This is a genomic window from Amycolatopsis sp. NPDC057786 (genome assembly GCF_042797905.1).
GTDB lineage: Bacteria > Actinomycetota > Actinomycetes > Mycobacteriales > Pseudonocardiaceae > Amycolatopsis.
In genome coordinates this window covers 17,020-30,365 of sequence record NZ_JBHVKW010000007.1, presented here as the reverse complement: position 1 = coordinate 30,365, position 13,346 = coordinate 17,020, and the positions used below count along the sequence as shown (strand labels likewise).

The 13,346-nt window shown below is 70.8% G+C and carries 12 protein-coding genes; 4 read left to right on the top strand and 8 right to left on the bottom strand.

Annotated elements, in window-relative coordinates; translation table 11 throughout:
* Positions 1-34: 34 nt before the first annotated feature.
* Positions 35-595, bottom strand: a complete 561-nt coding sequence (locus tag ACFVM3_RS07120; protein WP_378436422.1) for a CGNR zinc finger domain-containing protein — start codon at positions 593-595, stop codon at positions 35-37.
* Between the two features lie 22 nt (positions 596-617).
* Here ACFVM3_RS07120 and ACFVM3_RS07115 point away from each other — a divergent pair, with 22 nt between their 5' ends.
* Positions 618-1,784 carry an MFS transporter gene (locus ACFVM3_RS07115; protein ID WP_378436421.1) on the top strand — a complete coding sequence of 389 codons (1,167 nt, stop codon included), beginning with the start codon at positions 618-620 and terminating at the stop codon, positions 1,782-1,784.
* Here the strand turns inward: ACFVM3_RS07115 and ACFVM3_RS07110 are convergent.
* Positions 1,753-2,121 carry an Rv2175c family DNA-binding protein gene (locus tag ACFVM3_RS07110; RefSeq protein WP_378436419.1) on the bottom strand — a complete coding sequence of 123 codons (369 nt, stop codon included), beginning with the start codon at positions 2,119-2,121 and terminating at the stop codon, positions 1,753-1,755. The genes ACFVM3_RS07115 and ACFVM3_RS07110 overlap by 32 nt on opposite strands.
* 185 nt (positions 2,122-2,306) lie before the next feature.
* Between ACFVM3_RS07110 and ACFVM3_RS07105 the strand changes: the two genes are divergently transcribed.
* Together ACFVM3_RS07105 and ACFVM3_RS07100 are read left to right on the top strand one after the other, a co-directional pair.
* Positions 2,307-4,361, top strand: coding sequence for a PASTA domain-containing protein (locus ACFVM3_RS07105; protein ID WP_378436417.1), 2,055 nt, complete (start codon positions 2,307-2,309; stop codon positions 4,359-4,361).
* Between the two features lie 130 nt (positions 4,362-4,491).
* A complete protein-coding gene (locus tag ACFVM3_RS07100) occupies positions 4,492-5,262 on the top strand; it encodes a hypothetical protein (RefSeq protein ID WP_378436415.1) in 771 nt (256 codons plus the stop codon).
* Positions 5,263-5,369: 107 nt separating this feature from the next.
* Here ACFVM3_RS07100 and ACFVM3_RS07095 read toward each other — a convergent pair whose 3' ends face one another.
* Positions 5,370-6,203, bottom strand: a complete 834-nt coding sequence (locus ACFVM3_RS07095) for an NAD(P)H-binding protein (protein WP_378436413.1) — start codon at positions 6,201-6,203, stop codon at positions 5,370-5,372.
* 95 nt (positions 6,204-6,298) lie between these two features.
* Here ACFVM3_RS07095 and ACFVM3_RS07090 point away from each other — a divergent pair, with 95 nt between their 5' ends.
* Entirely contained in the window at positions 6,299-7,048 is a 750-nt protein-coding gene (locus ACFVM3_RS07090; protein ID WP_378436411.1) for a TetR/AcrR family transcriptional regulator, read from the top strand.
* A gap of 72 nt (positions 7,049-7,120) precedes the next feature.
* On the opposite strand, the gene ACFVM3_RS07085 is transcribed toward ACFVM3_RS07090, so the two are convergent.
* The 5 genes from ACFVM3_RS07085 to murD are packed head-to-tail and all read right to left on the bottom strand — an operon-like array spanning position 7,121 to position 13,344.
* Positions 7,121-7,924, bottom strand: coding sequence for a cell division protein FtsQ/DivIB (locus ACFVM3_RS07085; protein WP_378436409.1), 804 nt, complete (start codon positions 7,922-7,924; stop codon positions 7,121-7,123).
* Positions 7,925-7,949: 25 nt separating this feature from the next.
* On the bottom strand, positions 7,950-9,359 hold the full coding sequence (gene murC, locus ACFVM3_RS07080) for a UDP-N-acetylmuramate--L-alanine ligase (protein ID WP_378436408.1): 1,410 nt from the start codon (positions 9,357-9,359) through the stop codon (positions 7,950-7,952).
* A complete protein-coding gene (murG, locus tag ACFVM3_RS07075) occupies positions 9,352-10,479 on the bottom strand; it encodes an undecaprenyldiphospho-muramoylpentapeptide beta-N-acetylglucosaminyltransferase (protein ID WP_378436406.1) in 1,128 nt (375 codons plus the stop codon). The genes murC and murG overlap by 8 nt, the downstream gene beginning before the upstream one ends.
* Positions 10,476-11,954, bottom strand: a complete 1,479-nt coding sequence (ftsW, locus tag ACFVM3_RS07070; RefSeq protein WP_378436404.1) for a putative lipid II flippase FtsW — start codon at positions 11,952-11,954, stop codon at positions 10,476-10,478. Before ftsW ends, murG begins: the two co-directional genes overlap by 4 nt.
* Positions 11,941-13,344 carry a UDP-N-acetylmuramoyl-L-alanine--D-glutamate ligase gene (murD, locus tag ACFVM3_RS07065; protein ID WP_378436402.1) on the bottom strand — a complete coding sequence of 468 codons (1,404 nt, stop codon included), beginning with the start codon at positions 13,342-13,344 and terminating at the stop codon, positions 11,941-11,943. Before murD ends, ftsW begins: the two co-directional genes overlap by 14 nt.
* Between the last annotated feature and the right edge of the window lie 2 nt (positions 13,345-13,346).

Sequence of the window (13,346 nt, the reverse complement as noted above, 5' to 3'; positions counted from 1 at the left end):
CCTTTCCTTGCGAAATTTGCAAGGAAAGGACCTTTCATAGCGTTCGGGACCGATCGCGACGGTGAGCCGCGACCCTCTCCCGGGTGGCGCACCGCGTCGAGCAGTACCGCCGCGGACTCCCCCCGCCCAAGTGCACGAACGGTTTCCCGCAGCCCGAAGCCGCACACAACCCTCCCGGCGGCGCCTGACGGTCCGCCAGCAGCACCGCCAGCGCCAGCGCGGACGACGTCACCAGCCACGCGCCCCACGGCCCGTCGTCGTCGGCGTCCACGTGGAGGTGCCAGCCGAACCCGTCGGCGTGATCGGTCAGCCGCGGCGGATGCGCGTAACGGGCCAGCAGCCGGTTCAGCACCTCTGCCGCCTCCCCGGCATCCCGCGCCGCGAACACTTCCCGCAGTTCGGCGGCCGCCTCCCGCAACGAGGCCATATCCGACGGCACCAGCTCGACCGAGGTTTCGCCGTGCGCTTCCAGGACGGAACGGACGTCCAAAGCCGACGGTTCCGGCGCCAGCAGCACCGTCAGCAGATCCACCGCCCGTTGCGCCGCCGCCCTGGCCGAACGGCCCGGCAGGAAATCCCGCTGCGCTGAAGTCATATCCCACTGTAACGTCTCAATAATGAGAGGCCGTTACAGACTCGCCGCCTATCTGACCGGCGCGACGATCGCCAGGACCGGCGACGAGCTGTCCGGACCGGCGTTGCTGCTGCTCGGCATCGGTGTCGACGGTTCGGCCGCCACCGGGTCCGCGCTGCTCGCGGGCCTGACGATCTCCGCGGCGGCGGGCGGGCCACTGCTCGGCGCTCTACTCGACCGCAGTCCCAGACCAGGCCGCTTGCTGGCGTGGGCGCTGCTCGCCTACGCGGCCGGGCTTGGCGCGGTGCTCGCGCTGGTCGAAACCCCCGCGGCGATCGCGGTGGCCGTCGTGGCCGGGCTGCTCAACCCCGCCTTGGCCGGCGGATGGACGGCTCAGCTGCCGAATGTCCGCGGCACGACACCGCTGGCGAGGGCGAGCACGCTGGACGCGATGACGTTCACCGCCGCGAGCCTCGCCGGGCCGGGCCTCACCGGCCTCGTGGCCGCGTACGCCGGAGCACCGGCGGCGGTCGCGGTCGCGATCACGCTGGTCGCCGCGGCCTCCCCCGCCGCGTGGTCGCTTCCCCCGGTCGCGGCGAAGCCCGCGACACCGGTCCGCCGTCAACTCGCCGACGGATTCGCGGTCCTCTTCCGCAACCGCGCCCTGCTGCGAGCCACCGCGACCTCCACGGTGTCCTTCGTCGGCATCGGGGTCGCCATCGTCTGCTATCCGCTGCTCGGCGCCCAACGGCTGGGGAATCCGGGCTTCGGCGCGTTGCTGCTCACCGTGCTGGCCGCCGCGTCACTGGTCGCGAACGCGGTGCTGGCCCGCAGGCCACCGCCGCCGGACCGCACCGTGCTCGCCAGCACCGTCCTGCTGGGCGCGAGCTTCCTGCTCGCGGCGTCGGGGCACGACGTGGTGACCCTGCTGGCCGCCGCCGTGCTCGCCGGATTCGCCGAAGGGCCGCAACTTTCGGCGCTTTTCGCCATCCGGCATCGCGAAGCGCCCGCGCGAGTGCGGGCTCAGGTTTTCACGACGGCGGCGAGCGTGAAGATCACCGGACTCGCGGCGGGTGCCGCGCTCGCGGGACCGCTGAGCGCACTCTCCGTAACCACCGCGCTGAGTGCCGCCGCGGGGTGCCAGCTCCTCGCGGCCGTGACGTATGTGCTGGTCAGGACTAGAAAGCCATCGCCTGCGCGCGTCGCTTGACCTCGGTGCCGTGGCTGGTGCGGAGCGCGTTGACCGGGGTGGAACCAGGCAGGGTCTCGTCCGCGGCGAAGAGCCAGCGCAGCATCTCCGTCCGGCTGAAACCCGAGTCCGCGAGCACGGTGATGGTGCCCGCCAAGCCCTTGACCACGCCGTCCTTCACCAGGAACGCGACCGGGACGTACAGCTCGCCCTTGCGCCGGACGGCGATCAGATGGCCGTCACGCAGCATCTGGCGGACCTTGTTGGCCGAAACGTTCAACGCGGTCGCGACCTCCGGCAGCGGGAGAACGGCCACATCTGCGTCAAGAACGTCGTCGGCGACGGGAATACCACTCACAGGTGACACTGTGCCACATTCCGTCTCCCGCTCCGTTAGTACGCATGGGTGACGACCCGGACCATGACGGAAAGTACCCGCCCGGTCACGTATACCGCCGATTCGACGAAATGGCGGGAATCGTGATCCTCGGCGTGCCAGGTCCCGTACACCAGAACATGGGTACTTCCGTACGATCCATAGCCGTGACACGCACGGACCCCACGCTGGTGGGCACTCTGCTCGAGGGCCGCTATCGGGTGGACAAGCTGCTCGCACGCGGTGGGATGTCGTCGGTGTACCGCGGCGTCGACACCCGCCTGGACCGCCAGGTCGCCATCAAGATCATGGACCCGCGGTTCGCCGACGACCGGTCGTTCGTCGAGCGTTTCGAGCGGGAGGCCAGGTCAGCGGCCCGGCTGCATCATCCACACGTGGTGGCGGTGCACGACCAGGGTTTCGACACCCCCGGCGGCGAGGAGTCCGGCCGCGCGTTCCTGGTCATGGAACTCGTCGACGGCGGGACCCTGCGTGAACTGCTCGCCGAACGCGGCCCGCTGGACATCGCGCTCGCGCTGAGCATCACCGAACCGGTGCTCTCCGCGCTGGCCGCGGCCCACGCCGCCGGCCTGGTGCACCGCGACGTCAAACCGGAGAACGTGCTCATCGGCCGCGGCGGCACGGCGCTGTCGGGCGGCGTGGTCAAGGTGGCCGACTTCGGCCTGGTCCGCGCGATCGCCAGCGCGGGCACAACGAGTTCGAGCGTCATCCTCGGCACCGTCGCCTATGTCTCGCCCGAACAGGTCGCGACCGGCGCGACCACCTCGCGCGGCGACGTCTACTCGGCCGGGATCCTGCTGTACGAAATGCTCACCGGACGCCCGCCGTACACCGGCGACACCGCGCTCTCCGTGGCGTACCGGCACGTCAACGACGACGTCCCGCGCCCGAGCGAGCTGCGGCCCGGCATCCCGCCGCAGCTGGACGAGCTGATCCTGCGCGCCACACGCCGCGACCCCGAGCAGCGTCCGGCCGACGCCGCGGCGTTCCTCGCCGAGCTGCACCATCTGCGCACCGTCCTGGGTGTCCCCGCCGTCCCGGTGCCCGTTCCGCTGCCCGCGGACGCCGACCGGGAGACCGACGCCGAACGCACCACGCCCGGTATCCCCGCCGTCCCGGCGGCGAACCCGGCCCTGGCGACGACGGTGCTGGCCCCGGTCGCCGAGGCGACCATGCCGGTCACCGGCCCGCGGGGAACGCAGGCACTGCACCGGGAGCCGCAGATTCCCGTCGCCCAGCCGCCCCGTACACCTCCTCCCCGGCCCAAGCCTGCCGCCGGCGACGAGCAGCCGGGGTCGCGCAAGCGGCTCTACGTCATGATCACGGCCGCGGTGCTGGTCCTGGGCGGCCTGATCGGCGCGTTCGCCTTCATCCTCAACGACACCGGGCCGAACTCGTCGTCGGTGCCGAAACTGGCGGGGATGAACCAGGCCGCCGCCGGTGACGCGCTCCGCTCGGCGAAGCTGACCCCTGCCTACACCGAGGAGTACAGCGACACCGCGGCCCAGCACACGGTGATCCGGACCGACCCTGGCGAGGGCACGTCGCTCGCGCCGGGCTCCACGGTCAACGTCGTGCTGTCGAAGGGCCGCCCGATCGTGCCGGACATCCAGGCCGGGACGAGCCCGCAGGACGCGGAGACGTCGATCAAGGCCGCGCAGCTGACCCCGGTCCGCGGCGAGCAGGAGTACAGCGACGTCGCCAAGAACAAGGTGGTCCGCGTCGACCCGAGCCCAGGTTCGCAGCTGAACATCGGCGGGCAGGTCACGATCATCCTGTCGAAGGGTCCCGAACCGCTGCCGCCGGTCCCGGACGTCACCGGGCAGAGCAAGGACGCCGCGTTCCAGATCCTGCAGCAGGCGGGCTTCCAGCCGTTCCAGGCAGGCGAGGAGTTCTCCGACCAGTTCGCCGCGGGTCAGGTGATCCGCACCGACCCGAAGGGCGGCGGCAAGGCGAGCAACCGCCGCATCGGGGTGTTCGTTTCGAACGCCGTCGAAGTACCGAACGTGACGTTCAAGCGAATGGAGGAGGCGTTCCAGATCCTCCGACAGGCGGGACTGGAGCCCGACCGTCAGGGTCGCGGAAACGGCAACGGTAACGGCGGCGGAAACGGTGGTTTCGACTTCGTCCTGGAGCAGGATCCGAAACCGGGCACCAAGGTGCCGAAGGGCACGAAAGTGAAGCTCAAGGGCTTCGGATGACGCGAAAGGTGCGGTGAAACCGTTCAGTACCGGCGTGGTCATCGGATACCGTGAAGCGCATGGTGGTCGTTGACGGCGTGAGCGGCAGGTCGGACAGGTTCACCCCGCGTTCTGCCGCGCCCGGTCCACGATGAGCTTCTTCACGGACGCTCCGCGCAACCGCCCCCTGTTCCCGGTGCCGGAACAGGAACTGTTCGGCTACAACGGCCGCCCCTGGGTGGAGCCGCCGCACGAGTACATCGTCCCGGCGATCCTGCCCTGGTCGATGCCGCTGGGGCGCGCCGAGCGGACCATCGTGGCGCTGCGCGGTATCGAGGTGTGGCCGGAGTCCGTGTCGTTCCAGCTGTCGGTGTACTCGCGTGATCTGCTGCTGGACGAACCCGGCGAAGGCCTGATCGACCATCGCCGGGTCCCGGACTACAACGCGCTGCTGGTCGGAGTGCTCTTCCCCGACGGCAGGCGCGCCAGTTCGGAGACCATCTCCGTGCCATCGGCCACCAAACCGGACCAGCCGGTGCTGCGCGCGCAGGGGCTGGGCGGTTCGGCGTTCCACGTCGACCACGAGATCTTCCTGTGGCCGCTGCCGCCCGACGGGCCGCTGGAGCTCATCGTCCAGTGGCTCGACCGCGGCATCGACGAGACGCACACCTCGTTCGACGGCACCGCGATCCGCGACGCCGCCAAGGAGGCGGGCGAGATCTGGCCCGGCCTGCCCGCGCGGGAGGCGCACGGTCTGCCGGTCCGCCGGGTCGGGGCGCAGGCGATGATCACCCCTGCCTGGCCCCGCGAATCGCAGGCCCCGCCTCCCTTGCCCCAGCCGTCCGCGCCGCGCGCCGAGGCTCCCGCCCAGCCGCGGCGTGGTGCGCCCCTGCCGACCCGCCTCCCCCGCCGGGCCCGCTGACCCGCAACTCGCGTGCTTCTGGCCGTAACTCGCGTGATTGAAGCCGTAACTCATGAGTTACGCCTCCAATCACGCGAGTCACGCCTTCAATCACGTGAGTTACGAGTTCAGCGGAAGGCTTCGACGTTCGCCACCGCCCACTCCGCATAGGTGACGCCGGGCCGTCCGGTGAGTTCCTGCACTACCCCAGTCGGCTTGTCGGGGTTTTCGGTGAAGTACGCGAAGCCGTCGAGGAGCCATTCCGCGATCTCCGCCGGGATCCCGGCGGCCGCCCACTGCTTGTTCGCCTCTTCCCGGGTCAGCTCCTCGAAGACCACCTCCTCGCCGAGCGCGGCCGAGATGGCGGCGACCTGTTCGCGCTGGCTGATCGCCGTCGGCCCGCTCAGCGTGTGCTTCTTGCCGACGTGTCCGTCGGTCAGGATGACGTGCGCCGCGACGGCGGCGATGTCCGCGAGGTCGATCGGGGTCATCCGCGCCTCGGGGTAGGCCTCGCGGACCACGCGCTCGGCCTTGATCGTCTCCGCCCAGCCGAGGGTGTTGTTCATGAACGCGCCCGGCCGCAGGAACGTCCAGTCGAAGCCCGCCTCCCGGACGGCCTTCTCGATGATCGCGTAGTCCACGCCGCTCGAGTTCTCCGCCGGGTCGTCGGCGTTGCTGCCCGACAGCGCCACCACCCGGCGCACTCCGGCCTCCTTCGCCAGCTTCACGAAGTCGTCCACCTTGGCCGCGAGCGGCGCCAGGTACACGGTTTCGATGCCTTTCAGGGCTTCCGGCAAGGTCTCCGGCTTGCCCAGGAACCCCTTGGCGACCTCCACCTGCCCAGGCAACGCCGCCTTCGCCGGGTTGACGGTCAGTGCCCGCACCGGCGCACCGGCCTCCACCAGCCCGTCGACGAGCAGCCTGCCGACGCTTCCGGTCGCACCGGTCACCAGGATCGTCACGATTCCCCACTCCTTTTCGTACGCCCTACGGGATACCCTTAACCGTACCGCATACGAGAATGTAGAATCCAGCTTCACGGCCGAGTGGAGTGTGGATGGACTTCGAGCGCAGCCTCGAACTGTTGTGGCGTGACCGCGGCGAAGCCCGGCAGCCGACCAGGGGGCGGAAGCCGAAACTGACCCTCGACCAGGTGATCGCCACCGCCGTCGCGCTCGCCGACGGCGCGGGCGAGGCGACCGTGTCGATGAGCCGGATCGCCAAGGAACTCGGCGCCGGCACGATGACGCTCTACACCTACGTCCCCGGCAAGACGGAACTGCTCGACCTCATGGTGGACTCGGTGCTCGCCGAACGAGGCCTTCCCGGCCCCGGCGACCCGCGGCCGGACGGCTGGCGCGAGCAGGTGCGGCTCTACGCCGAGCGCACCCTGGCCGTGTTCCGCGCGCATCCGTGGCTGCGCTCGACGTCGATGGTGCGGCCGGTGCTCGGCCCGGGGCTGATGGCGGGCCAGGAGTACCTGATCGCGGCGGTGTCGGACATCGGGCTGGAGCCGCGCAAGGCGGCCGCGGCCGCGAACAGCATCGAGATCTACGTGCAGGCCAACGCGACGCTGTTCGCCGAGACCGCGCTGGTCGAACAGGAGACCGGTGAGTCGACCGACGCCTGGTGGGGGCAGCGGTCGGTGTTCTGGGAGAAGTACTTCGACGTGGAACGCCATCCGGCGATGACGCGGATCTGGGAAAGCGGCGGTTACGACGCGGACACCTGCGAGGCCGCCGACGAGACCTTCGCGTTCGGCCTGGAACGCCTGCTGGACGGCATCGAGGCCCTCGTCACCCGCTGACCCCCACCGCGTTTCGTCCTCTGAAAGCGGTAGTTCGCACGACCAACCACCGCATTCGGAGGACGAAACGCGTCAGGAGACGGTCGGCAGATCGGGGGCCGAGACGTCGAAGACCTTGCCTTCGCGCGTGAGCAGCGCGGCCAGGACCTTCGCCTTGCGTTCGGTGTCGGCCGAGGTCCCCCACCGCACGGTCTTCCCGTCGGCCAGCGCGAACTCGACACTTCCGGGGGTCTTCGCCGTCGCGGTGGTCACCTGCTTGAGCAGCTGCTGCGGGATCACCCCGAGGACGCCGGTGACCGCGCGGGTCACCGGGTCGTCGGCCGACACCGACGGCAGCTTCAGCTCGGGCAGCCCGGCGGGCCGCTCCTTGACGGTCTTGAACACCACTCCCCCGCCGTCGACGAGGTGCACGCCGTCGCCGCCGGGCCCGCTGTCGAAGAACGCGATCGCGGTCCGTTCGGTCACGGTGATCTCGAGGGTACTCGGCCAGGACCGCGAGACGTCGACGGTCGCGATACCGGGCATCTGCGCCACCCGGTCGCGGATGTCGTCGGTGTCCAGGCGCAGCATCGGCTTCTGGTCCGGCACCGCCGCCGCGGCACGGACCTGGTCCGCCGGCACCGAACTCGCCCCGACGACATCGACCTGCTGCACGCCCAGCATCGAGCTGAACCACAGCAGGTACACGAGGGCGACGACGGTCAGCACCGACAGCAGCGCGACCCAGCGGCGCCGCATCTCCTTGTGCCTGGCCGGCCGGGCGGTGCGGCGGCGGTCGTACACGGACCGCCTGCCGCGCCGGGCCTTCGCGCGTTGCGCGCTGCTCGGACGCCGACCGGGTTCGGCCGGGCGGCGGCGTTCCCCGGTCTGTGTCATGGCTGATCGCCGGCCGATGTCATGGCTACCCCGCCCGCCGGTCCAGTTCGGCCAGGATCTCCGGGCCGAGCTGCGTGACGTCGCCGGCGCCCATGGTCACCAGCAGGTCGCCGGGCTTGACCAGATCCGCCGCGAGCTTCGCCGCGACGTCGAACGCGGGCTGGTAGTGCACCGGGACACCGGAGATCTGGTCGGCGATGAGCGCGCCGCTGACACCCGGCTCCGGCTTCTCTCGCGCCCCGAAGACGTCCAGCACGACGACCTCGTCGGCCAGCGACAGCGCGGCCGCGAACTCCTTCGAGAAAGTCTTCGTGCGCGAGTACAGATGCGGCTGGAAGACCACGATGACCCGGCCCGAACCCGCGGCCGTCCGCACCGCGCGCAGCTGCGCGTCCACCTCGGTCGGGTGGTGCGCGTAGTCGTCGTACACGCGGACATCGCCCGAGCGGCCCTTGAACTCGAACCGCCGCCGGACGCCGCCGAACGCGGCGAGCCCTTCGGCGAGTCCTTCGACCGGCGCGCCGAGTTCGATCCCGGCCAGCAGCGCGGCGATCGCGTTCAGCGCCATGTGCTCGCCCGGTACCGCGACCCGCAGGACGATTTCCTCGCCCCGCAACGAGATCCGGACGACGCCGCCGTCCGGAGCGGGCGCGAAGTCCAGGATCTTGGCGTCGTCGGCGCCGGTGACCGAACGCCCGTAGCGACGGACACGGATGCCCTGCGCCGACGCCCGCGCGCCCAGCTCCGAGGCGCCCTCGTCGTCACCGCAGACGATGAGCAGCCCGCCCGGCACGATCCGGCCGAGGAAGTCGGTGAACACCGAGACGTACGCCTCGGCCGTGCCGTGGTGGTCCAGGTGGTCCGGCTCGACATTGGTCACCACGGCGACCGACGGCGAGTAGGCCAGGAACGACCCGTCACTCTCGTCGGCCTCGGCGACGAAGATCCCGCCCTCGCCGTGGTGCGCGTTGGCGCCCGACTCGTTGAGGTCGCCGCCGATGGCGAACGACGGGTCGAGACGGCACTGCTGCAACGCGACGGTCAGCATCGACGTCGTCGACGTCTTGCCGTGCGTCCCGGCGATGCAGGCGACGCGGTGGTCTTCCATCAGCCCGGCCAGCGCCTCGGCGCGGTGCAGCACGGTGATCCCGCGTTCCCGCGCGGCCACCAGTTCCGGGTTGTCGTCCTTGATCGCGGTCGACACGATCACCGAGGACGGGCCTTCGGGGAACGCGTCGAGGTTCTCGGCGCGCTGGCCGACGGCGATCTCGGCACCCTGGGCACGCAGCGAAAGGAACGCGCGTGACTCCTTCGCGTCGGATCCGGAGACCTGGGCACCGCGGGCCAGCAGGATCCGCGCGATGCCGCTCATCCCGGCGCCGCCGATCCCGACCAGGTGGGCACGCGTGAGCGTGTCGGGAAGTTGATCAGGCACCTGCGGCCTCCAGCACGATCTTGGCAAGGGTCTCGTCGGCCTCTCGGTGGCCGAGGCCGACCGCGGCCGCACTCATCTTCGCGATCCTGTCGGCGTCGGACACCAGCGGGATCACCAGCTCCGCGACCTTGGCGGGGGTGAGGTCGGCGTCGTCGACCATCAGCCCGGCGCCGGCTTCGACCGCGGGCCGGGCGTTGACCGCCTGTTCGCCGTTGCCGTAGGGCAGCGGGACGAACACCGCGGGCAGGCCGACGGCGGACACCTCGGCGACGGTCATCGCGCCGGAGCGGCACAGCACCGCGTCGGCGGCGGCATAGGCCAGGTCCATCCGTTCCAGGTACGACACCGGGACGTACGCGGGCCGCCCGGGGAACTCCTGGACGACCAGCGTGTTCTTCGGCCCGTGGGCGTGCAGGACACCGACGCCGGCGTCCGCGAACTCCTTGGCGGCACCCGAAACGGCGCCGTTGATCGACACCGCGCCCTGCGAGCCGCCGAAGACCAGGAGCGTCGGCGCGTCGGGGTCGAGCCCGAAGTGCTCACGGGCTTCGGCGCGCAGCGCGGCCCTGTCGAGCGAGGTGATGGAGCGCCGCAGCGGGATGCCGATGACCTCGGCCTTCGCCAGCGGGGTCCCCGGGACGGCGACGGCGACGCGGACGGCGAACCGCGCGCCGACCTTGTTCGCCAGGCCCGGCTTCTCGTTGGCCTCGTGCACCACGATCGGCGTGCGGCCGCGCGCGGCGAGATACGCCGGGAGCGCGACGTACCCGCCGAAGCCGACGACGACGTCCGCGCCGACCCGGTCCAGGACCTCACGGGTGCGCTTGACCGCGTCGCGGACCTTCAGCGGCATCTTCAGCAGTTCGGGTGTCGGTTTGCGGGGCATCGGCACCGGCGGGATCAGCTCCAGCGGGTACCCCCGCGCCGGGACGAGCTTGTTCTCCAGCCCGCGCTCGGTTCCGAGCGCGATCACCTTCGCGTCGGGACGCAGGCGCATCACCGCGTCGGCGAGGGCGAGTGCCGGTTCGATATGCCCTGCGGTACCACCGCCGGCGACCACGACCACCGGTGCCTTGCCGGCGACCTCGCCTGCGGCGCCACCTCTGACGGGGTTGTTCACCTATGACCTCTCCAGTTTGCGGTACCTCGTTTCGCGGTACCGCGGTTCGCCGCCGTTCGCGCGGCCGTCCTCCTGCCGGGTTCCCGTACCGACCGGCGCCGCTCCTGTGCGGGCGAAGGCCTCGCCGTCCTCGGCGCGGGCCTCGCCGCCTTGGCGGTGCCTCCCCTGGCCGCGGCGCCCTTCCGTTTGGCGGGCGGGCGGTACGGCTCGGGCGCGGGAAGCCTCAGCAGGCGTCCGAATTTACCCGGCCCCTGCGAACGCAGTGCGGCCACCGCCTCCGGTTCGTGCCGGGCGGCGTTGGCGAGGATCCCCATGATGAGCATGGTGATCACCAGCGACGTGCCGCCGTAGGAGATCAACGGCAGCGTGACGCCGGTGACCGGCAGCAGGCCGACCACGTAGCCGATGTTGATCCCCGCCTGCGCGACCAGGAAGACGGTCAGCGTGCCGGACACGATACGGATCCACGGGTCGAGGTTGCGGGTGGCGATCCGCAGGCCGACGACGGCGACCCCGGCGAACAGCCCGAGCACCACCACGCAGCCGATGAAGCCGAGTTCCTCGCCGATCAGGGCGAAGATGAAGTCGTTCTGCACGTTCGGCAGGTAGCCCCAGTTGGACTGGCCCTGGCCGAGGCCCTTGCCGAACATCCCGCCGTCGGCGAGCGCGAGTTTCGCCTGGTTGGCCTGGAAGCCGTCCGCGCTGGTGTCCGGGTCGCCCGAGACGAACGACATGACCCGCGCCAGCCGGTACGGGGCGATGATCGCCAGCACCAGGATCCCGGCGAGGCCACCCGCGAGGATGACGCCGAACAGTCGTTTCGGCGCGCCCGCGAACCACAGCAGGGCCATCAGCACGACCGCGAGGGTGATCGTGCCGCCGAGGTCGGGCTGCATCATGACCAGCGCGAACATCAGCAGCGCGATCGGCACGACCGGGACGAGCAGATGCCGCCACTGGTTGATGATGTTGTACTTGATCACCAGGATGTGCGCGCCCCAGAAGGCCAGCGCGACCTTCGCCGCCTCGACCGGCTGGAAGGCGAACCCGCCGAGCCGGAACCAGCCCTGCGAGCCGTTGACCTCGGAGCCGAGCGGGGTCAGCACCAGCACCAGCAACCCGAGGCACACCACCGTCGCCGTCGCCGACAACCGCCGGACGCGTTCCAGCGGCACCCGCAGCCCGATCCAGAACACCACGGCGCCGATCGCGACGAACATGAGGTGCTTGCTGAACTGGGCGTACACGCCGGTGCCGGTCTTGGGGTTGTACGAGGCGACCGACGAGGCGGACAGCACCATCACGATGCCGATCACGGTCAGCACGCCGGTGAGCGCCAGCACGAGGTGGAACGAAGCGAGCGGCCGCGAAAGCCAGGCCGTCAGCGCGGTGCGGAAGGCGACGAACGGGCTTTCCTTGCGTTCACGACGTTTGCGGGGCGCGGTCTCGCGCTTTCTTTCCTCAACCGCCGTCACTGGTCTCCCCCGCACCGTCGCGCAGGACACGAACCGCGCTCGCGAACGCGTCGCCGCGCGCGCCATAGCTCGAGTACATGTCCAACGACGCCGCGGCGGGGGCCAGCAGCACCACATCTCCAGGGCGCGCCAGGGCTCGGGCCGCCTTCACCGCCGCAGTCATGGTGTCATCGTCACCCGAAGGGAGGCTGTTCACCGGGACATCCGGCGCGTGTCGCGCGACAGCGGCGGCGATCACGGGTGAATCGACGCCGAAGAGCACGACGCCGCGCAGCCGCCCGGCGATCGAACCGACGAGTTCGTCCACGGAAGCGCCCTTGAGCTGGCCACCGGCGATCCAGACGACGTTCAGATGGGCGCGCAGCGAACCGCTCGCCGCGTGCGGGTTGGTCGCCTTGGAGTCGTTGATGTACCGGACGCCGTCGATCTCGCCGATCTCCTCGGCCCGGTGCGGGGCGGGCCGGTACTCGCGCAGGCCCTTGGCGACGTCCTCGCCGGTGACGCCGTACGCGCGGGCCAGCGCGGCCGCGGCGAGCGCGTTGGAGACGTTGTGCGGGCCGGCGGGCCGCACGTCGGCCAGCGTGCCGAGTTCGTCGGCGCTGGTCGCCGGGTCGGCCACGAAAGCACGGTCGACCAGCAGGTCTTCCACGATCCCGAGTTCGCCGGGGCGCGGGGTGTCCATGCCGAAGGCGACGCGACGAGCGTCCGTGGGCGCGTGTTCGTCGGCGAGCCGGGCGGACCACGGCTCGTGAAGGTTGTGCACCACGTTCCGGGAATGAGTGTGGACGCGGCCCTTCGCGGCCGCGTACTCCTCCATCGAGCCGTGCCAGTCGAGATGGTCCTCGGCCAGGTTCAGCACCACCGAGGCGAGCGGCGCCAGCGTCGACGACCAGTGCAGCTGGAAGCTCGACAGCTCCACGGCGAGCACCTCGTGCCCGGCGCGCACCGCGTCGAGCACCGCGAAACCGACGTTCCCGCAGGCCACGGCGTCGACCCCGGCGGTACGCAGGATCGACTCCAGCATCCCGACCGTGGTGGTCTTGCCGTTGGTACCGGTGATCGCGAGCCACACCGGCGGTTTGTCGCGCAGCTGCCCGACGCGCCATGCCAGCTCGACGTCGCCGATCACCTCGATCCCCGCCTCGGCCGCCGCCACCAGCAATGGCGACGTCGGCTTCCAGCCAGGGCTGGTCACGACCAGCTCGATACCTTCCGGCGGCTCCGTCAGGCCGGGCACGAGTTCCGCGCCGAGCCCTTCGAGTTCCGCCAGCCGTTCGGCGTTGCCGTCGGTGACGGTGATCCGTGCGCCCAGGTCCGCCAGGACGGGGACGATGGACTTGCCGGTGACCCCGGCTCCGGCGACGAGGACGTGACGCCCGGCGAGCTCCACTT